The 18,726-nt window shown below is 70.4% G+C and carries 18 protein-coding genes; 9 read left to right on the top strand and 9 right to left on the bottom strand.

The features are described from left to right. The first annotated feature begins 32 nt into the window (after window positions 1-32). From ACI2L1_RS00245 to ACI2L1_RS00255, 3 genes are read left to right on the top strand one after another with little or no spacing between them, the layout of a single operon-like run. The gene (locus ACI2L1_RS00245) at window positions 33-1,394 is read left to right on the top strand and encodes an FtsW/RodA/SpoVE family cell cycle protein (RefSeq protein ID WP_404737051.1); all 1,362 of its coding nucleotides are present in this window, start codon (window positions 33-35) and stop codon (window positions 1,392-1,394) included. A 17-nt stretch (window positions 1,395-1,411) separates the two neighbouring features. Beyond that, window positions 1,412-2,875: a penicillin-binding transpeptidase domain-containing protein gene (locus ACI2L1_RS00250; RefSeq protein ID WP_404737052.1), complete on the top strand. Its 1,464-nt coding sequence runs from the start codon at window positions 1,412-1,414 to the stop codon at window positions 2,873-2,875. A 44-nt stretch (window positions 2,876-2,919) separates the two neighbouring features. Next, window positions 2,920-3,429 carry a DUF3291 domain-containing protein gene (locus tag ACI2L1_RS00255; protein ID WP_404737053.1) on the top strand — a complete coding sequence of 170 codons (510 nt, stop codon included), beginning with the start codon at window positions 2,920-2,922 and terminating at the stop codon, window positions 3,427-3,429. A gap of 13 nt (window positions 3,430-3,442) precedes the next feature. Here ACI2L1_RS00255 and ACI2L1_RS00260 read toward each other — a convergent pair whose 3' ends face one another. Beyond that, a complete protein-coding gene (locus tag ACI2L1_RS00260) occupies window positions 3,443-4,330 on the bottom strand; it encodes a hypothetical protein (RefSeq protein WP_404737054.1) in 888 nt (295 codons plus the stop codon). 9 nt (window positions 4,331-4,339) lie between these two features. After that, window positions 4,340-5,452, bottom strand: coding sequence for a ferritin-like domain-containing protein (locus ACI2L1_RS00265; protein ID WP_404737055.1), 1,113 nt, complete (start codon window positions 5,450-5,452; stop codon window positions 4,340-4,342). A gap of 90 nt (window positions 5,453-5,542) precedes the next feature. Between ACI2L1_RS00265 and ACI2L1_RS00270 the strand changes: the two genes are divergently transcribed. From ACI2L1_RS00270 to ACI2L1_RS00285, 4 genes are all read left to right on the top strand, one after another. Further along, window positions 5,543-6,481: a diiron oxygenase gene (locus ACI2L1_RS00270; protein WP_404737056.1), complete on the top strand. Its 939-nt coding sequence runs from the start codon at window positions 5,543-5,545 to the stop codon at window positions 6,479-6,481. 167 nt (window positions 6,482-6,648) lie between these two features. Further along, entirely contained in the window at window positions 6,649-7,296 is a 648-nt protein-coding gene (locus ACI2L1_RS00275; protein WP_404737057.1) for a TetR/AcrR family transcriptional regulator, read from the top strand. Next, a complete protein-coding gene (locus tag ACI2L1_RS00280; protein WP_404737058.1) occupies window positions 7,289-7,600 on the top strand; it encodes a hypothetical protein in 312 nt (103 codons plus the stop codon). The genes ACI2L1_RS00275 and ACI2L1_RS00280 overlap by 8 nt, the downstream gene beginning before the upstream one ends. Before the next feature lie 103 nt (window positions 7,601-7,703). Next, a complete protein-coding gene (locus ACI2L1_RS00285) occupies window positions 7,704-8,861 on the top strand; it encodes an NlpC/P60 family protein (protein WP_404737059.1) in 1,158 nt (385 codons plus the stop codon). Here the strand turns inward: ACI2L1_RS00285 and ACI2L1_RS00290 are convergent. Genes ACI2L1_RS00290 through ACI2L1_RS00310 form a run of 5 tightly spaced genes read right to left on the bottom strand, consistent with a single transcriptional unit; the run spans window position 8,810 to window position 14,332 of the window. Beyond that, complete coding sequence (locus ACI2L1_RS00290) at window positions 8,810-10,063, bottom strand: styrene monooxygenase/indole monooxygenase family protein (RefSeq protein WP_404737060.1); 1,254 nt, start codon at window positions 10,061-10,063, stop codon at window positions 8,810-8,812. The two genes, ACI2L1_RS00285 and ACI2L1_RS00290, sit on opposite strands and share 52 nt — an antisense overlap. A 25-nt stretch (window positions 10,064-10,088) precedes the next feature. Beyond that, complete coding sequence (locus ACI2L1_RS00295) at window positions 10,089-10,715, bottom strand: GTP-binding protein (RefSeq protein ID WP_404737061.1); 627 nt, start codon at window positions 10,713-10,715, stop codon at window positions 10,089-10,091. Further along, entirely contained in the window at window positions 10,696-11,100 is a 405-nt protein-coding gene (locus tag ACI2L1_RS00300; RefSeq protein WP_404737062.1) for a DUF742 domain-containing protein, read from the bottom strand. The genes ACI2L1_RS00295 and ACI2L1_RS00300 overlap by 20 nt, the downstream gene beginning before the upstream one ends. After that, window positions 11,097-11,600: a roadblock/LC7 domain-containing protein gene (locus tag ACI2L1_RS00305; protein WP_404737063.1), complete on the bottom strand. Its 504-nt coding sequence runs from the start codon at window positions 11,598-11,600 to the stop codon at window positions 11,097-11,099. Before ACI2L1_RS00305 ends, ACI2L1_RS00300 begins: the two co-directional genes overlap by 4 nt. Next, complete coding sequence (locus tag ACI2L1_RS00310; RefSeq protein ID WP_404737064.1) at window positions 11,597-14,332, bottom strand: nitrate- and nitrite sensing domain-containing protein; 2,736 nt, start codon at window positions 14,330-14,332, stop codon at window positions 11,597-11,599. Before ACI2L1_RS00310 ends, ACI2L1_RS00305 begins: the two co-directional genes overlap by 4 nt. 371 nt (window positions 14,333-14,703) lie before the next feature. Here ACI2L1_RS00310 and ACI2L1_RS00315 point away from each other — a divergent pair, with 371 nt between their 5' ends. Next, window positions 14,704-15,492, top strand: coding sequence for a hypothetical protein (locus tag ACI2L1_RS00315; protein ID WP_404737065.1), 789 nt, complete (start codon window positions 14,704-14,706; stop codon window positions 15,490-15,492). An 85-nt stretch (window positions 15,493-15,577) separates the two neighbouring features. Here the strand turns inward: ACI2L1_RS00315 and ACI2L1_RS00320 are convergent, their stop codons facing one another. After that, on the bottom strand, window positions 15,578-16,072 hold the full coding sequence (locus ACI2L1_RS00320; protein ID WP_404737066.1) for a MarR family winged helix-turn-helix transcriptional regulator: 495 nt from the start codon (window positions 16,070-16,072) through the stop codon (window positions 15,578-15,580). Between the two features lie 239 nt (window positions 16,073-16,311). Between ACI2L1_RS00320 and ACI2L1_RS00325 the strand changes: the two genes are divergently transcribed. Beyond that, the gene (locus ACI2L1_RS00325) at window positions 16,312-17,136 is read left to right on the top strand and encodes a lysozyme (protein ID WP_404737067.1); all 825 of its coding nucleotides are present in this window, start codon (window positions 16,312-16,314) and stop codon (window positions 17,134-17,136) included. A 542-nt stretch (window positions 17,137-17,678) separates the two neighbouring features. Here ACI2L1_RS00325 and ACI2L1_RS00330 read toward each other — a convergent pair. Further along, a partial coding sequence (locus ACI2L1_RS00330) for a S16 family serine protease (protein ID WP_404737068.1) occupies window positions 17,679-18,726 on the bottom strand: 1,048 nt, incomplete at its 5' end.

An 18,726-nucleotide genomic window follows, 5' to 3' on the forward strand; every position in this document is an offset into this window, starting at 1 on the left:
GACATCCAGCCCTATTTGGGTAGGTTCCGGACATGACCAAGGCCGGAACCACCGTGGCCCCCGCGGACGCCCCCGCTCCCGCGGTACGCCTGCCCCGGCGCCGTGGCATCGAACTGGCCCTCATCGTCCTCGCCGTCCTGCTCTGCGTGTACGGCTACTGCGCTGTCGGCCTGGCCAAGAACGGCACCCTCCCGCCCGGCGCCGCCGGTTACGGCGCCGGGCTCGGCGTGCTCGCGCTCGTCGCGCACGGAGCGGTGCGTCTGAGGGCGCCGTGTGCCGATCCCCTCCTCCTGCCGATCGGCGTACTGCTCAACGGCCTCGGCCTCGTCCTGATCTACCGGCTCGACCTGGAGACACCCGGCGACCGCGCGGCCCCGGCCCAGCTGGTGTGGTCCACGGTCGGCGTGGCCCTGTTCATCGTGGTCGTACTGGCGCTGCGCGACCACCGTGTGCTCCAGCGGTACGCCTACGTGTGCGTGGCCGCCGCCCTGGCCCTGCTGATCCTTCCGATCCTCTTCCCCTCCGTGAACGGCGCCCGCATCTGGATCCGGATCGCCGGGTTCTCCATCCAGCCGGGCGAGTTCGCGAAGGTGCTCCTCGCGGTGTTCTTCGCCGCCTATCTGGCCGCCAACCGGAACGCGCTGGCATTCACGGGGCGGCGGTTCTGGGGACTGCAGCTGCCCACCGGGCGGGTCCTCGGCCCGCTCCTCGCCATCTGGCTGATCAGTGTCGGGGTGCTGGTCCTTGAGCGGGACCTCGGTACCTCACTGCTGTTCTTCGGCCTGTTCGTCGTCCTGCTCTACGTCGCCACCGGGCTCACCGGCTGGATCGCGCTGGGGCTGCTGCTGGCCGCGGTCGGTGCCTTCGCCGTGGGCTGGCTCGAACCGCACGTCCACGGCCGGGTGGAGGACTGGCTGCACCCGTTCGCGTCCATCCAGGCCGGCCAGGGACCCAACCAGCTCGCGCAGTCCCTGTTCGCCTTCGCGGCCGGCGGCATCCTCGGCACCGGGCTCGGCCTCGGCCACTCCATCCTGATCGGCTTCGCCGCCAAGTCGGACTTCATCCTGGCCACGGCAGGCGAGGAGCTGGGCCTGGCGGGCCTGTCCGCGATCTTCCTGCTGTACGGCCTGTTGGTGGAGCGCGGCTACCGGGCGGGCCTGGCCCTGCGCGACCCGTTCGGGCGGCTGCTCGCGGTCGGTCTCGCCTCGATCGTGGCGCTCCAGGTGTTCGTGATCGCGGGCGGGGTCGGCGGACTGATCCCGCTCACGGGCATGGCGATGCCGTTCCTCGCCCAGGGCGGCTCATCGGTCGTGACCAACTGGGCGATCGTGGCGCTGCTGATCCGGGTGAGCGACTCGGCCCGCGGCCAGTACGACCAGGAGGTGGCCGCGTGACGGCACAAGGACCCGGCATGACCCGTTACATCCGGCACGCCGCCTGTTTCTGCGCCCTGCTGCTGACGGCCCTGCTCGTCAACGCCACCCGCGTCCAGGTCCTCCAGGCCCGCGCCCACGACGAGAACCCGGCCAACCGCCGCGAGAACATCGCCCGTTACGGCCTGCGGCGCGGCGACATCCTGGTCGGCGGACTACCGGTCACCGGATCCCGGGACACCGGGGAGCAACTGCGCTACGAACGGACGTACACGGACGGGCCGTTGTACGCGCCGGTGACCGGTTTCGCCTCGCAGGAGTACGGCACGACCTTCCTGGAGCACGCCGAGGACGGGGTCCTGTCCGGCTCGGACCCGCTGCTGACGCCGTTCCCCCTGTGGAACGACTTCACGCGGCGGCGCAGTCCCGGCGGGGACGTCGTCACCACGCTCAACAGGGCCGCACAGAAGGCGGCTTACCAGGGGCTGGCCGGACGCAAGGGCGCGGTGGCGGCCGTGGAGCCGTCGACCGGGCGGGTCCTGGCACTGGTCTCCTCCCCGTCGTACGACCCGGCGATGCTGTCCGGGAACGACCCGAGTGTGGGCCGGTCCTGGGCGCGGCTCAACGACGACGTGGACAAGCCGATGCTCAACCGGGCGGTACGCCAGACCTATCCGCCGGGTTCGACGTTCAAGGTGGTCACCGCGGCGGCCGCGCTGGACGCGGGGGTGATCACGGACGTGGACGCGCCGACGGACTCACCGGCGCCGTACACCCTGCCGGGCACCCGGACCTCGCTCACCAACGAGTCGGACGGCTGCGAGGACCTCTCGCTGCGGGAGGCGTTCAGGTGGTCGTGCAACACGGTGTTCGCGAAGCTCGGGGTGAGGGTGGGGGTGGGTGACATGACGGCCACCGCGCACGCCTTCGGCTTCAACGACTACTCGCTGCGGATTCCCTTCTCGGTGGCCCGGTCCACCTTCGACCCGACCGTCGACAAGGCGCAGCTGGCCCTGTCGTCGATCGGGCAGTACAACACCCGCGCGACTCCCCTCCAGATGGCGATGGTCTCGGCGGCCGTCGCCAACGGCGGTCAGATCCGGACGCCGTACCTGGTGGAACGGACGACGACGGACGCCGGTGCCACCGTGGGGACCGCGGGCTCGCGTCCGGTGCGGCAGGCGATGCATCCGTCGACGGCCGTACGGCTGAAGGAGCTCATGGCCCAGGTGGTCACCGAGGGCACCGGCACCAATGCCGCCATCCCGGGCGCCGTGGTGGGCGGCAAGACCGGCACCGCGCAGCACGGAGTCGGCAACTCCGGGACGCCGTACGCCTGGTTCGTGTCCTGGGCGCAGGGCGAGCGGGACATGGAGCCGAGGGTCGCGGTGGCCGTGGTGGTGGAGGACGCGTCGGCGGAGCGGGGGGACATCACCGGAGGCGGGGTGGCGGCGCCGATCGCGCGGACGGTGATGGAGGCGGTACTCAACTCCAAGGAGTGAGACAGGGGTTGAGGCGAACGGGCGGCCGACCTAACGTTCGGTCCATGATGGAGACCACCGCGTACCAACTCGCCCAGGTGAACATCGGCCGACTCAGGGCCCGGCTGGACTCGGCCCAGTTGAAGGACTTCGTCGACAACCTCGATCCCGTGAACGCCGACGCGGACGCCGCCGACGGTTTCGTCTGGCGGCTGGAGGGCGAGTCGGGCGACGCGACGGATGTGGCCGTCTTCGGCGACGAGTGGCTGATCATCAACATGTCGGTGTGGCGTGACACCAACGCGTTGACGGCGTACATGTACCAGGGTCGGCACCGGGAGATGCTGGCCCGCCGCAGGGAGTTCTTCGAGCGGGTGCAGGAGGCGATGGTGGCCCTGTGGTGGGTCCCGGCGGGACACCGCCCCACGGTCGCCGAGGCGGAGTCCCGTCTGCTGCACCTGCGCACGAACGGGCCCACGCCGTACGCGTTCACACTGCGGACGCCGTACCCGCCGCAGGGAGCGGAGCCGGTCACGGCCCTGGAGATCCCGGACGACCTGGGCTGCCCCGCATAGTCGTCCGGCGCCGTCAGCCGATCGGCTTCCGCATCTCCGAGCGGATCTGGGCCGCCGTCGCCGCCGCCTTGTCCAGGTCGACCTCGGACGGATCCTGGGTCATCGTGGCACTCGCCAACTCGGCCACCGCGGCGCCCGTGTTGCCGTCGGCCCAGGCACAGATCGGGACCGTCACCTCCGTGCCGGACCGGCTCTGGGTGAGGACCTCGCAGGTGACGGTGGTTCCGTCGGCGCCGTCAGGGTGGAAGTCCTGCGCCGGTACGGCGATCTGGGCGGAGTCGCCCTTCGCCGCACCGTTCAGCAGGCTCTCCCGCGTCCGGTCGGGGTACTTGAACCGCCCGTACATGCCCGAGACCACCAGCGTGCCCTTGGTCTCGTCACCGCCCAGGCTGTACTGCGCGACGGCGGCCTTGAGGTCCTTGTAGCCCGAGGCACCTGCCGCCGCGTCCTCGATCGTCCGGGCGCCCTCGGAGTCGGAGAGGTCCTGGGCGAGTTCGTAGCGGCCGTCCAACAGCGTCTCGGGCAGGTCGAGGGTGTACTCGGCCTCCGGATAGCCGGCACCGCTCGCCTCCTGCACCCCGCGCATGACCGAGCCCGCCACGCCTAGCGCGACGAGCCCGCCCGCGATACCGAGGATCACCAAGAGCGGGCGCCTCTTCGAGGGCGGGGCGGCGGACGGCGGAACCCAGCCGTACGGCGGCTGTTGGGGGTACGGATTCCCGTACGGCGGCTGTTGCGGCTGCTGTTGCACGGGCGGTGGGCCGTACGGCTGCTGTTGACCGTAGGCCTGCTGCTGACCGTAGGCCTGGTGCTGACCGTACGGGCCGGGAGCGTAAGGACCCTGCGGAGGCTGCTGGTTGTAGGGGTTCTGCGGCCCGTACGGGCCTTGAGGCGTGGACACGTCAGTACGTTACTCCAGGTGAGCGGCCCCCGCCTCAATGGCCTCCGCCACCTCCGCCACCCGCTCCCGCTCCTCCGCCGCGAAGCGCTCCGCGTCCAGTTTCTCGGCGATCTCCTCGTCCTGGGCCATGAGGAGGTCGAGGTTGGAGTTGCCCATCCCGAAGACGCCCATGTCGACGTAGGCCTGCTGGAGGCGCTTGCCCCACAGGCCGATGTCCTTGACGCAGGGGACGATCCGGGAGAAGAGCAACTGGCGGAAGAGCGCGAGGAACTCGGACTGCTCGCTGTACTCCTCGGCCTCCGCCGTGGGGATGCCGAAGTTCTCCAGGACCTCGACCCCGCGCAGCCGGTCGCGCATCAGGTAGCAGCCCTCGATGACGAACTCCTCGCGTTCGCGCAGTTCGGCGTCGGAGAGCTGCTTGTAGTAGTCGCGCAGGGCCATCCGCCCGAAGGCCACATGGCGGGCCTCGTCCTGCATGACGTAGGCGAGTATCTGCTTCGGCAGGGGCTTGTCGGTGGTGTCGCGGATCATGCCGAACGCGGCCAGCGCGAGGCCCTCGATGAGGACCTGCATGCCGAGGTAGGGCATGTCCCAGCGGGAGTCCCTGAGCGTGTCGCCCAGCAGGGACTGGAGGTTGTCGTTGATCGGGTACAGCATCCCGATCTTCTCGTGGAGGAAACGGCCGTAGATCTCGGCGTGCCGGGCCTCGTCCATCACCTGGGTCGCCGAGTAGAGCTTGGCGTCGAGGTCGGGGACGGACTCCACGATCCGCGCTGCGCACACCATCGCGCCCTGCTCGCCGTGCAGGAACTGGCTGAACTGCCAGGAGGCGAGGTGCTTGCGGAGCTCGCCCTTGTCCTTCTCCGTGAACTTCGCCCAGTGCCTGGTGCCGTAGAGGGAGATGGACTCGTCGGGGGTGCCGAGGGGGTCGTACGGATCGACTTCGAGGCTCCAGTCGATGCGCTTCTGCCCGTCCCACTGCTTGTCCTTGCCCTTCTGGTAGAGGGCGAGCAGGCGTTCGCGGCCCTCGTCGTACTCCCAGCTGAAGCGGGCCTTGCCCGTCGCCGGTACCTGCCAGTGGGGGTCCCCGGGGTCGGTGGTGTACAGGTCGAATGTCGGCATGCTCCGCAGGCTGCCCCTTCGTAGACGCCGGGTCAACAAGTCGTGCGCAAGGGATTGACCGACTTGCTGACAAGCAGTCTCATAAGTGCCATGACGAGTCTGACAGAAGTCGACGCGCTCGAAGGGCTGCGTGACGCGCTCGGTCTGCTCAAGGACCGGGAGCAGGTGGCCCAGCGACTGCTCGACTCCTCCAGGAAGCACTCCTTCGACCCCGACGAGGAACTCGACTGGGACGCACCCTTCGACGAGGGCCTGTGGTTCTGGCCGCCGGAACTGGTGTCCTTGTACGACACCCCGATGTGGCGCCGGATGAGCGAGGAGCAGCGCCTGTCGCTCTCGCAGCACGAGGCCGCGGCCCTGGCCTCGCTGGGGATCTGGTTCGAGATCATCCTCATGCAGCTGCTGTGCCGTCATATCTACGACAAGGCGGCGACGAGCGCGCATGTGCGGTACGCGCTCACCGAGATCGAGGACGAGTGCCGGCACTCCAAGATGTTCGCGCGGCTGATCTCGCGGGGCGGGACGCCCTGGTACCCGGTGAGCCGGGCCCATCAGCAGCTGGGGCGGCTGTTCAAGACGATCTCCACGACGCCGGGTTCCTTCACGGCGACGCTGCTGGGTGAGGAGATCCTCGACTGGATGCAGCGGCTGACGTTCCCGGACGAGCGGGTGCAGCCGTTGATCCGGGGGGTGACGCGGATCCATGTGGTGGAGGAGGCGCGTCATGTGCGGTACGCCCGCGAGGAGCTGCGGCGCCAGATGGTCTCCGCTCCGCGGTGGTCGCAGGCGTTCACGCGGGTGACCTCGGGGGAGTTCGCGCGGGTGTTCTCCGTGGCCTTCGTGAATCCGGAGGTGTACACGAATGTGGGCCTTGACCGGCGGGAGGCGTTGGCACAGGTCCGCGCCAGCGGGCACCGGAGGGAGGTCATGCAGACCGGGGCCAAGAAGCTGACGGACTTCCTGGACGACATAGGGGTTCTTCGAGGTGTGGGGCGGCGATTGTGGCGGTCTTCGGGGCTGCTGGCTTGAGTTTCGGGTGACGGCCGGTGGGGGCTGGTCGCGCAGTTCCTCGCGCCCCTGGAGGTGTGGTTCAGTTGATCTGCTCAAGGGGCGCGGGACTGTTTCGATGTGCGGCTCCGCCGCGTGGGCGCGACCAGCCACGACCTACCCGCCGACGGCCGACTACCCTTCGAGGCATGACCCCATCCGCTCCCGCCTATCGCAGACTCGGCGTCGAGGAGCGACGCAGTCAGCTCCTCGAAGCCGCCCTCGGACTCTTCGCGCACCGCGCCCCCGAGGACGTCTCCTTCGACGACGTGGCGGAAGCGGCCGGAGTCTCCCGCCCCCTCGTCTACCGGTACTTCCCCGGCGGCAAGCAGCAGCTGTACGAGGCCGCCCTGCGTTCCGCCGCCGAAGAGCTCCAGAACTGCTTCGACGAGCCCCGGGAGGGCCCCCTCCTCACCCGGCTCTCCCGCGCCCTCGACCGCTACCTCGCCTTCGTCGACGAGCACGACGCCGGTTTCAGTGCCCTGCTCCAGGGCGGCAGCGTGGTCGAGACGTCCCGTACCACCGCCATCGTGGACGGCGTACGACGGGCCGCCGCCGAGCACATCCTCAACCACCTCGGCGTCAAAGAACCGGGCCTGCTGCTCCGTATGACCGTACGGATGTGGATCACGGCGGTGGAGGCGGCCTCCCTGATCTGGCTCGACGAGGGCAAGCAGCCCCCCATGGAGGAACTGCGCGACTGGCTGGTCGAGCAGTTCGTCGCCGTGCTCTCCGTGACCGCGAACCGCGACCCGCAGACCGCCGCGCTGGTCACAGCCCTCGCGGCGGATGGCTGAGACTGGTGCCGTGAAGAGCGAAGACACCCCCTTCGAGGGCGGCCCCATGGACGGCCGTGTGCTGCCCGTGCTGCTGGGACCTACGGGTCACCCACCGAAGACGTACCGCATCCCCGTACCGAACCCCGATGGGCCGCCGAGTGTGCTGGTGTACCGCCGGGTGCCGAGGGGGCACAGCAAGCTGGGGATCCAGAAGGGGTGGAAGTACGCGTACGAACCCGAGGGCAGGGCGGACAGCGGCCTGAAGTGGCCCTGGTCCAAGCCCGACAGGCGGGACGACACCGCGGTCGACACCGACGAGTGACGCGGTTGCGCCGAACCGCCCACACCCGGCGCGCGAAAACACCGGCGCCGCCTGATGCTCGCCGTGCGGACCAGAGGGGCTGATCCGCATGGGAGGTGATGACGTGTCAGGAAGGCTTCTGCGTCTGGTGTGTACGGCGGCGGTCGCGGCAGGTACGGCCCTCGCACCGCTGCCCGCGGCGGCCGTACCCGAGCCGGAGCCGCGTGAGCGTTCCGTGGCCGAGCTGCTGACGGATCTTCAGCGGCTGTACCGGGATGCCGAGGAGGCCACCGAGACCTACAACGCCACGGAGGAGAAGCTGAAGGAGAAGCGCGCCGAGGTGGCCCGCCTCGACGCCGAACTCTCCGAGGCCCGCCTCTCCCTGCACGACAGCCGGGGTGCGGCGGGGCGGCTGGCCCGGCAGCAGTACCAGAACGTCACGGACATCTCCCCGTACGTCCGCCTCCTGCTCGCCCGCGACCCCGATCACGCGCTCGACCAGGGCCGTGTGATCGGCCGGTTGGCGAGGGAGCGCGCCAAGACGATCGGTCGCATGACCGGCAACGAGCACCGCGCCGACGAACTCGCCCGCAAGGCCCGCAAGGCGCTCGACGACCAACTCACCCTCGCGGCCCGGCAGAAGAAGGCCCGGGACGGCGTACGGCAGCGGCTCGACGACGTGGAGGAACTCCTCACGTCCCTCACCGCCGAACAGCTCACCATGCTGGCCGAGTTCGAGGAGAAGGGGGTCGAGAAGGCGCAGGAGGAGCTGACGACGTCGGGTGCGCTCGGTGAGGACGAGCGGGAGCCGTCGCGGGAGGGCGTCAGGGCCCTGCGGTACGCCGAACGCCAACTCGGCAAGCCGTACGAATGGGGCGCGGAGGGCCCGAAGACGTACGACTGCTCGGGCCTGACCTCACAGGCCTGGGCCCACGCCGGCACCCCGATCCCGAGAACCAGTCAGGAGCAGTGGGCGCGGCTACCGAGGATCGAGTTGAAGGACCTGCGCCCGGGAGACCTGGTCCTCTACTTCCCGAAGGCCACCCATGTAGCGATCTACCTGGGCGAAGGCCGGGTGATCGAGGCCCCGAGAGCGGGCGAGAAGATCAAGGTGTCACCGATTGCGGTGCACCCTCTCCTCGGGGCCGTACGTCCGGATGAACGCGCCCCGGAAGGGCGGGCGGAACTGCGCGACCAGCGACGGACAACCCGCACCTTCAACGGCGACGATCAGCCGCCCGCCACCGAAGCCACATACGCCCCCGCCTTCTCCGGCTCATAGAAGAAGTTCTCGAAGTCCGCCGGGTCGTCGAAGCCGTTGGCGAACCGATCCGCCACCGGCTGCAACTGCCCTGCCGCACCGATGAGGTTGAGGATGTGCTCCGGCGGCGGCGCGAGCATCGCGTTCGTCCACTTGGTGACGTGCTGAGCCGTGCCCCAGTACCGCTCGAAGGTCCCCCGCATCCACTCCTCGTCGAACTCCTTGTCCTCCCGCTCAAGGATCGACGCGAGATACGAAGCCGCGCACTTGGACGCGGAGTTGGACCCCTGCCCGGTGATCGGGTCGTTGGCGACGACGACGTCGGCCACGCCCAGGACCAGTCCTCCACCGGGCAGGCGGCCTATCGGGTTGCGCACGGTGGGCGCATAGCGGCCGGACAGCACACCGCCCGCGTCGGTCAGTTCGACGCCCTTGGCCCGCGCGTACTCCCAGGGGAGGAACGTCTCCATGAGTTCCAGGGTCAGGGAGAGGTGCTCCCCCGGGTCCTTCACACCGCTGAAGGCGTCGAGCGGGCCGCCGGGTATGCCCTCCCAGAACAGGATGTCGGCGCGCCCGGAGGTCGTGAGCGTCGGCATGACGAAGAGTTCGCCGACGCCGGGGACGAGGTTGCAGCGGACGGCTTCCGTTCCCGGGTGCTCGGGGCGGGGGCCCAGACCGTGGACGTACGAGACGGCCAGGGCCCGCTGCGGCTCGCTGTACGGGGAGCGCTCCGGGTCCCTCGCGAACATGGACCCCAGCTCGCCCTTGCCCGCCGAGACCATCACGAGGTCGTACGTACGGGAGAAGTAGTCGAGGTCGCCGACGGCCGCGCCGTGGATGACGAGCTGGCCGCCGCGCTGCGCGAACGTCTCCATCCAGCCTGCCATCTTCACCCGCTGGTCGACCGACTGCGCGTACCCGTCGAGACGGCCCAGCCAGTCGATCGCGCGCTGCGAGGGGCCCGGGTCGAAGGAGCCGGGAGCCGCCACCGAGACGCCGAGTCCCTCGATCTTCGGGGCCTGGGACTCCCAGAAGTTCAGTCGGAGATCGCGCTCGTGCTGCAGTGCCGTGTGGAACATGCACTGCGTCGACATGACCCGGCCGGTGCGGATCTCGTCCGCGGTCCGGTTGGACATCAGGGTGACCTCGTACCCGTGCGACTGGAGGCCGAGGGCGAGCTGGAGTCCGGACTGGCCGGCTCCGACGACGAGTATCTTCCGCATACGGGTGCTGGCTCCTAAACGTGCACTACTCGGGGGTCTCGTCCAGCGCGTGGCCGACGAGGGACAGCAGGGTCTCGATCACCGAGATCTTCCGCCGCGCGTCCATGATCATGACGGGTATGCGCCGGGGGACCGAGAGCGCTTCCCGTACGTCCTCCGGCTCGAACCGCTCGCTGCCGTCGAAGTGGTTGACCGCGACGACGTACGGCAGTCCGCAGCTCTCGAAGTAGTCGAGGGCGGGGAAGGAGTCCTTGAGGCGGCGGGTGTCTGCCAGGACGACGGCGCCGATCGCCCCGCGCACCAGGTCGTCCCACATGAACCAGAACCGCTCCTGGCCCGGCGTGCCGAAGAGGTAGAGGACCAGGTCGTCGTCGAGCGTGATGCGGCCGTAGTCCATGGCCACGGTGGTGGTGACCTTCTCCGGGGTGCCGGTGAGGTCGTCGACCTGCTCGCTGGCCTCGGTCATCAGCGCCTCGGTCTGGAGGGGCTCGATCTCCGAGACGGTGCCCACGAGGGTAGTCTTGCCGACGCCGAAGCCGCCGGCCACGACTATCTTCGTGGCGATGGGGGCCCGGGTGCGGTCCGTCTGCCAGGACTTGAGGTTGTCGTCGGCGTCCTCGACTGCGATGTCTCTAAAGACGACGGAGTCCACTCAGCACCCTTTCCAGCAGAGCGCGGTCGGGACGGCCCGTGCCGTGACCGGTCCCGGTGCCGTACACACGGATCTTTCCCTGGTCCGCGAGGTCGCTGAGAAGCACCCGGACCACGCCGAGCGGCATCTTCAGCAGCGCGGCGATCTCGGCCACCGTGCGCATCCGGCGGCACAGTTCGACGATGGCCTGGAGCTCCGGCATGACCGACTTCAGCGATCCGTTGGTCAGCTCCTTGCGCTCCTCGGGGGCTTCGAGCGCCGCCACGAACGTCTCGACCAGGAGGACGTGACCGAAGCGGGTGCGGCCGCCGGTGAGCGAGTACGGCCTCACGCGCGCGGGTTTGCGGTCGCCGCCGCGGACGGGAAGGTCGGGCCGGTTCGTCATCGGTCGCTCCCCGTACCGTCGTTCTCCAGCGACTGGCGTAGCTCGCTGCGGAGTTCGGGGGTCAGCACGTGGCCGGCGCGGCCGACGAACAGGGCCATGTGGTACGCCACCACGCTCATGTCGCAGTCCGCGGAGCCGTGCACACCGAGCAGCGAACCGTCGCTGATCGACATCACGAACAGGCTGCCGTCGTCCATCGCGATCATGGTGTGCTTCGTGGCGCCGAAGTCCATGAGCTTCGCGGCGCCGAGGGTGAGGCTGCCGATGCCGGAGACGATGGTCGCGAGGTCGGCGGACGAGCCCCGCGGGCCGGAGGGCTTGGCCTCCCTGGCCTCGCGCGCCTGGGCGTTGGTCTCGGCGTCGGAGGAGAGCAGGAGCAGGCCGTCGGAGGAGACCACGGCGACGGACTGGACGCCGGGGACCTCCTCCACCAGGTTGGTGAGCAGGAAGTGGAGATTGCGGGCCTCACGACTCAGTCCGAAGGTACTGGGCGCGGTCAACTGCTTGCCTCCTCGACGGTGCCCCCCGTGGCTTCTTCGGATGCGGTGCGTTGTTCTGCGGCCGGGAGTCTGGTCTCGCCGGTCTGTTCCTTGATCTCCGCCTCTACGTCGCGGTGGCCGGCCTCCGCCCCCCGGCGAAAGCCGCCCAGCCTGCGGCGGAGGGCCTCGGCGTCCACGGAGGCGTTGCGTGGGCGGGGGACCGGGGCGGTGGGTGCGGTGATTTTGGGGGTTCGCTTGGGGAGGCCCTTGTCGGTGAGGGGCTCGTCGTCTGCGCGGGTGTGTTCCGTCTCGGCCTCGTCGGCGGCTGCGGGTTCGTGCGCCTCCGGCTCCTGCGGCACGGACTCCTTGTCCTCGTGTGCCGGTACCGGGGCCAGGAGCTCCATCGTCGTCTCGGCGGGAGCCTGCGCGGGAGTCTCCGGGGCCGGGTGGCCACCCGGGCTCGTCTCCGCGTCGCGTACGGCCTTCTCCGCCAGCGCCACCAGGCGGTCGCCGCCCTGCGAACGGCCGCTCAGGACGTTGGAGTTGACCTCCGCGTCCGCTCCGGGGAGCGAGAAGGAGTGGGTCGCGCCGGTCACCGGGGCGTCGGCGGTCGGTACGGCCGACGTGGGCGCGGCGGTGAGCAGGGGCTTGGGGAGGACCACCACCGCGGCCACGCCCCCCTGCTTCTGCTCGCGCAGCTGGACGCGGACGCCGTGCCGGTGGGCGAGGCGGGCCACGACGTACAGGCCCAGGCCGAGGCCCTCGTCACCCTGGTCGTCGTAGGCGTACGCCGACTCGGGGCTGTCCGGGTCGAACTCGGCGAGGCGGGAGTTGAGGGTGGTCATCCGCTCGGCGGTCATGCCGATGCCCTCGTCCTGGACGGAGAGCATGACCTCGCCGCTCTCCAGGAGCCAGCCGGAGACCTCGACGTGCAGGTCGGGCGGGGAGAACGAGCTGGCGTTCTCCATCAGTTCGGCCAGCAGGTGCGAGAGGTCGTCCGCGGCGAAGCCGGCCACATGCGCGTGCGGCGGGAGGGCGGCGATGCGGACGCGCTCGTAGCGCTCGATCTCGCTGACCGCGGCCCGGACCACGTCGACGAGCGGGACGGGCCCCGCGCTCTGCTGGACGTGTTCCGTGCCGGCCAGCACGAGCAGGTTCTCGCTGTGGCGGCGCATGACCGTGGCGAGGTGATCGAGCTTGAAGAGGGTCGCCAGCCGGTCCGGGTCCTGCTCGCGCTCCTCCAGGCCCTCGATGACGGCGAGCTGACGCTCGACGAGGCCGAGGGTGCGCAGCGCGAGGTTGACGAAGGTGGCGCCGATGGTGGTGCGCAGCCGCTGCAACTGGGCGGCGGAGTCGGCGAGTTCGCCCTTGAGCTGCTCGCGGGCGTCGGCCATCTTCTGGCGCTGGCCGACCAGGTGCTTGCGGTCGGACTCCAGGGTGGTGACCCGCTCGGCGAGCGCGACGGCGTGTGCGTGCAGGGCGTTGACGGAGCGGACGACCTGGGCGAACTCGTCGTTGCGGCCGGTGAAGGCGACCGCTTCCTCGGCGGTGGGGTCCTCGGCCCCGGCGAGCCGGGCGGAGCCGCGGCGCAGCACGGAGAGGGGGCGGGTGAGGGTGCGGGCCATGGCGGTGGCGATGCCGACGGCGAGCAGCATCAGCGTGCCGAGGATCGCGATGCGCAGTTCCAGCGCGGAGACGTCGTCGTCGCGCAGTTGGGCGAGTTCCTTGACCCGGCGGTCGAAGAGCGCGGACTCGGCGCCGCGCATCAGGTCGACGCGGGCGGAGAGGGCGGCATCGACCTTGGTGGTGCTGGTGCCCAGGTCGCCGCTGGAGAGGGTGGGCTGGTCGGTGAGGGCGGCGAGGTACTTGTCGGCGGAGTTGACCTCGGGGCCGGTGACCGTGGAGTCGTAGCTCGCCTTGGCGGTGGCGGGCGCGGAGTCCTGGAAGTCGGCGAGGGCGGATTCGGAGCGCAGCCGGGCCTGCTGGGCGGCGGTGCTGAGCGCGTCGCGCTGCTTGGTGGCGGCAGCCGAGGAGACCTTCTTGGTGCTCGTCAGGCCGGTGATCGGGTCGTAGACGCTCTGGGTCGTGGCCGGCACGCTCAGGGCCGCGAGCAGCAGTCCGCGGGCGGCGGCGGCCTGCTGTACGGCGGAGTCGAGCTCGGCGAGGGCGTAGGCGCCGGATCCCGCGCGCGGCGGCATCTGCTCGGCCAGTTCCTCGGCGAGGCGGTGCAGCTCGGTGATGGCGGCGGAGTAGGCGTCGTGCGCTTCGAGGGCGGTGCTCTTGCCGGTGAGCGCGGAGCGTCGTACGGCCGCGATGGTGTCGAGGTCGCCGCGCAGGCTCGTGGAGACGCCGGTGTCGGCGCGCAGTTCCTCGACCTGGCGGTCGACGCGGGCGCTGGACTGCTCGGTCGGCGCCTTCGTCTTCGGCCGCCCGGCCGCGATGTACGAGGTGACCTCGTCGCGTTCGTCGGCGAGCGAGTGGGCGAGGGCCAGGGCGTCCTGGGTCTGCTCGGCGAGCGTCACCAGGTCCTGGGAGTCGTGGAGGTCGCCGGAGGCGGTGACGAGGGAGGGGGCACCGGCCCCGGCGATGGCGGCGGCCACGACGGCGACGGCGAGGATCAGCCGGGTGCGGACGTGGGTGGGGCGGCCCTTGCCGACGGGAGTCTCGGGGGCGCCGGGCGTGGCGGGTGTGCGCTCCGCGTCTTTGCCGGAGGCCGTCTGCTTGCCTGTGCGACGAGGCCGCGTCTTCTGCACCGCTGCTCGCATTCCTGAACTCGTGATACCCGTGGGCCCGGGGTGACGCTCCGTCAACTGGTGTGCACTCCGGGTGCGATTCCCGACCCTCCCAGTGCCGGTGGGCGATGACCGCCCTTCATCAGGGCAGCCACCCGAAGGAGTGAACCCCGGAGGAGAGTTGGCGGGCAAGTTCCCGAGGCGGACGTCCATGTCGTGCGCGGCGGGCCGGTTGGACGCCGGCGAGAACCGGTGGCAGGATTCGCCACCACGACCGCCCGGAGTGCGCCATTCCACCCTAAACCAGGCGCCTGACCTGCGCGACTGCGCCAATTCCGCGACCATTGCAGGGCTTTGACGAAGCTCGTGAAGGGCTCGTGCAGACTGGCCGAATGCGTACGGAACTTGTCTCCGAGCCCGGCGAAGCCCATCGGCCCAACGAGGACTTCGCGAGCGTCGCCCTCCCCGCGTCCGGACGGGGCGGCGTACTGGTCGCCCTCGACGGAGTCACCCCGCCCGACGGTCCGACCGGCTGTCTGCATTCCGTCCCCTGGTTCACGGCACGCCTCGGCGGGGCGCTGACCGAACTGGCCGTTTCGCTCATGGATGTTCCGCTGGCCGAGACGCTGTCCCGGGCGATCGCACGCACAGCTCAGGCACATGGTGAAGGCTGTGACCTTTCTCACCCGCGCACGCCCCAGGCGACGGTGGTGGTGGCGCGATGGTCCTCGTCGACGGTCGAGTACCTGGTCCTGTCGGACTCGGCGCTGCTGCTGGAGTCCCCCGACGGCACGGTCACCCCCGTCCTGGACGACCGCCTCTCCCGCATCCCCCGGGCCCTGCTGACCACGGACACCCTGATCGACGCCGACCTCCGCAACAAGGAGGGCGGCTTCTTCACGGCGGCGGCGGATCCGGCAGTGGCGGGCCTGGCGGTGACGGGTTCGGTGGACCGGTCCCGGGTGCGGACGCTGGTGGCGCTGACGGACGGGGCGACGCGATGGGTGGAGAAGTTCCGGGAGGGGGACTGGACGGAACTCTTCACCTTCGTACGCAAGGAGGGGGCGCAGGCGTTGGTGGACCGCGTACGGGAGTTGGAACGCGGGGACGCGCAGGCGCGGGCGCATCTGCGGCGCAGCAAGACCCACGACGACGCGACGGTCGTGTACGCGGAGCTCTGAGCCCACCCCGGGGTACCGATTCCCGGCGGCCGGTGCCGGAGCGGGGACCGGGGCGGGGACCGGGGCGGGGACCGGGGCGCCGCCGCTACTTCTCCATCCCCCGGTTCAGCTGGTGCAACAGCCTGGCCAGTTCCGTGACCTCTTGCGTGTCCCAGTGCGCCAGTCGCCCCGCGTACCGCGCCCGGCGTGCGTCGCGGACCCGTTTGACGCGTGAGCGGCCCTCGTCCGTGAGGTCGACCAGCCAGGCCCGGCCGTCCGCCGGGTCCGGTTCGCGGGCGACCAGGCCCAGCTCCTCCAGGGCGCGGAGCTGGCGGGACATCGTGGCCTTGCCGACGCCGATGTAGGCGGCCAGTTCGGTGGCGCGCTGGCGGCCGCATTCATCCAGACGGACGAGCAGCCCGTACGCGGCCGACTCCAGGTCGGGATGGACCTCGCGGGCCATCTCCCCCTGGTTGGCCCGGGCACGTCGCAGCAGGACGGTCAACTCGCGTTCGAGCGCCAGGAATCCGGGCTGGTCCACACCGCTCGGCGCCACGTCGGCCCGACCCCGGCCTCCGCCGCCGTATCCGTCTTCGTGCACGTCAGTCCCTGCCTCGGTTTTCCCGGTCCGGAAAGTTTCCGCCAAATTGCGCCATAGCCGCAGCTCCGTAAGTATTTCGCAGGGCTGGATCAACGGCAGCCTCCGGTCCCCCTTCACAGCCCGTCGTCCCCGTACGCAGCGTCCCCGCCAGGCCATCACTGGCATGCACATGCCAATCCCGTGTCGTCTTCTCCTGTTCCCCCCCCCACCGAGCATCACCGAGCCCTCGGAGGCACGCCATGCCCGTGCACAGACCCGGTCCGATATCCGTCCGACGCCTCTTCGTCGTCGGACTCCTGCTCGCCGCTTCCTGCCTGCTGCACACCGTCCCCGCCACGGCCGCGGAGACCCCCACCGTCCCGCCCCGCGGCTCCGCCCACATGGGAATGGGCGTCGTGGCGCATGAGGGCCAGGACGGTCTTCCCTCCGACACCCGAGCGGTCCGGACCGAGGGTGTCGACGTCGCCAGCTACCAGGGCAACGTCGCCTGGCCGACCCTGTGGAGCAGCGGGGTCCGGTGGGCGTACACCAAGGCGAGTGAGGGGACGTACTACACGAATCCCTACTTCGCCCAGCAGTACACCGGCTCCTACGCCGTCGGCATGATCCGCGGGGCCTACCACTTCGCCACGCCGGACACCACGACCGGCGCAACGCAGGCCAACTACTTCGTCGACCACGGCGGCCGCTGGTCCCAGGACGGGAAGACGCTGCCCGGGGCGCTCGACATCGAGTGGAACCCGTACGGCGACGCCTGCTTCGACAAGACGCCGAGCGGAATGGTCACCTGGATCCGTGACTTCCTGAACCAGTACAAGGCGCGCACCGGCCGGAACGCCGTCATCTACACCACCACCAGCTGGTGGACCCAGTGCACAGGCAACTACGGCGGCTTCTCCGCCAACCCGCTGTGGATCGCCCGGTACGCCTCGACGGCCGGCACTCTCCCGGCCGGCTGGAGCACGTACACCATGTGGCAGTACACGTCCTCCGGCCCGACGGTCGGCGACCACGACAGGTTCAACGGCGCCCTGAACCGGGTGCAGGCGCTCGCCAACGGCTAACCGTTCCTGTGGACGGAGCAGAGGTGAGTCTGCTCAGCCGGGCGCCCCGAACGGTCTTGGGCGTACTGGTCCCCGGCGTACTCAACCCCGGGGCAGCGACACGGATCCTGTCCGTGGTCCGATCCCGGGAGGCCGGCTCCCTCACGACCTGGCCAGATGGACACGGCCAGAGGCGACGGGGAGGCCCCGAACCATCACTCCGGTGGAGCAGGGGCCCCGCACTCCCCCAGAGGGGGTACCCCCAGGCGCCGTACCCGGCGTCCCAGATCGCACGATCACCGTGGCCCGAACGGCCCAGCACACCGCAAGCCCACAAGCCCACGATCGAGCTAAACCGCCCTCCTGCACACTCCCCGGCAAGCAGTCGCCAACCCCTCCCGACCGGCGGTCCTGAGGTCGCCCCCGGGGACTCGCGGCAACGGCGCCCTGGACCGGGCGCAGGCGGTCGCCGACGGCTGACCCGGCGCCCGGCCTACGGCTTGCGGTGAAGGCCCGGGCCTCCCTCACGAGAACCCGGGCCTTCACCTGTCCGGAAGCGTCCGTCACGCCGCTACCGGAACCTCCGGCGCGGCCCCGTTCGTCGCCGGGGACAGCGCCAGCTCCAGGACCTGGCGGACGTCGGTGACGGCGTGGACGTCGAGCTTGTCCAGCACCTCCGCCGGGACGTCGTCCAGGTCGGCCTCGTTGCGCTTGGGGATGACGACGGTCGTCACCCCGGCGCGGTGCGCGGCGAGCAGCTTCTGCTTCACACCGCCGATCGGGAGGACCCGGCCGGTCAGCGAGACCTCGCCCGTCATGGCCACGTCCGTGCGGACCAGGCGGCCACTGAGAAGTGACGCCAGTGCCGTCGTCATCGTGACGCCCGCGCTCGGGCCGTCCTTCGGGACCGCGCCCGCCGGGAAGTGGATGTGCACGCCCCGGTCCTTCAGATCGCCCACCGGCAGTTCGAGCTCCGCGCCGTGCGAGCGGAGGAAGCTGAGCGCGATCTGCGCGCTCTCCTTCATCACGTCACCCAGCTGGCCGGTCAGCGTCAGACCCGCCGCGCCCGTCTCCGGGTCGGCCAGTGACGCCTCGACGAACAGCACGTCCCCGCCCGCTCCGGTGACCGCGAGTCCGGTCGCGACACCGGGGACCGCCGTACGGCGTTCCGCGGGGTCCTGGGCAGACTCCGGCACGTGGTGCGGCCGGCCGATCAGACCGCGCAGATCCTCGTCGGTGACGGTGAACGGCAGTTCCCGCTCGCCGAGTTCGTGCTGGGCCGCCACCTTGCGGAGCAGCCGGGCGATCGAGCGTTCCAGGGTGCGTACGCCCGCCTCGCGTGTGTACTCTCCGGCGAGCTTGCGCAGCGCGCTCTCGTCGATGACGACCTCGTCCTCGGCGAGCCCGGCCCGCTCCAGCTGGCGCGGGAGCAGGTGGTCACGGGCGATGACGATCTTCTCGTCCTCGGTGTAGCCGTCGAGGCGGACCAGCTCCATACGGTCGAGCAGGGCCTCCGGGATGGCCTCCAGGACGTTGGCCGTCGCGAGGAACACCACGTCGGACAGGTCGAGTTCGACCTCCAGGTAGTGGTCGCGGAAGGTGTGGTTCTGC

The organism is Streptomyces sp. NPDC019531 (assembly GCF_044903305.1).
Lineage (GTDB): Bacteria > Actinomycetota > Actinomycetes > Streptomycetales > Streptomycetaceae > Streptomyces.

Excerpts from the sequence above, each read along its gene's own strand:
- ACI2L1_RS00265 (WP_404737055.1), bottom strand. The coding sequence starts at position 5,452 with ATGCCGACATTCGACCTGTACACCACCGACCCCGGGGACCCCCACTGG.
- ACI2L1_RS00315 (WP_404737065.1), top strand. The coding sequence starts at position 14,704 with ATGCGTACGGAACTTGTCTCCGAGCCCGGCGAAGCCCATCGGCCCAAC.
- ACI2L1_RS00250 (WP_404737052.1), top strand. The coding sequence starts at position 1,412 with ATGACCCGTTACATCCGGCACGCCGCCTGTTTCTGCGCCCTGCTGCTG.
- ACI2L1_RS00245 (WP_404737051.1), top strand. The coding sequence starts at position 33 with ATGACCAAGGCCGGAACCACCGTGGCCCCCGCGGACGCCCCCGCTCCC.
- ACI2L1_RS00270 (WP_404737056.1), top strand. The coding sequence starts at position 5,543 with ATGACGAGTCTGACAGAAGTCGACGCGCTCGAAGGGCTGCGTGACGCG.
- ACI2L1_RS00325 (WP_404737067.1), top strand. The coding sequence starts at position 16,312 with ATGCCCGTGCACAGACCCGGTCCGATATCCGTCCGACGCCTCTTCGTC.
- ACI2L1_RS00290 (WP_404737060.1), bottom strand. The coding sequence starts at position 10,063 with ATGCGGAAGATACTCGTCGTCGGAGCCGGCCAGTCCGGACTCCAGCTC.
- ACI2L1_RS00300 (WP_404737062.1), bottom strand. The coding sequence starts at position 11,100 with ATGACGAACCGGCCCGACCTTCCCGTCCGCGGCGGCGACCGCAAACCC.
- ACI2L1_RS00280 (WP_404737058.1), top strand. The coding sequence starts at position 7,289 with ATGGCTGAGACTGGTGCCGTGAAGAGCGAAGACACCCCCTTCGAGGGC.
- ACI2L1_RS00275 (WP_404737057.1), top strand. The coding sequence starts at position 6,649 with ATGACCCCATCCGCTCCCGCCTATCGCAGACTCGGCGTCGAGGAGCGA.
- ACI2L1_RS00255 (WP_404737053.1), top strand. The coding sequence starts at position 2,920 with ATGATGGAGACCACCGCGTACCAACTCGCCCAGGTGAACATCGGCCGA.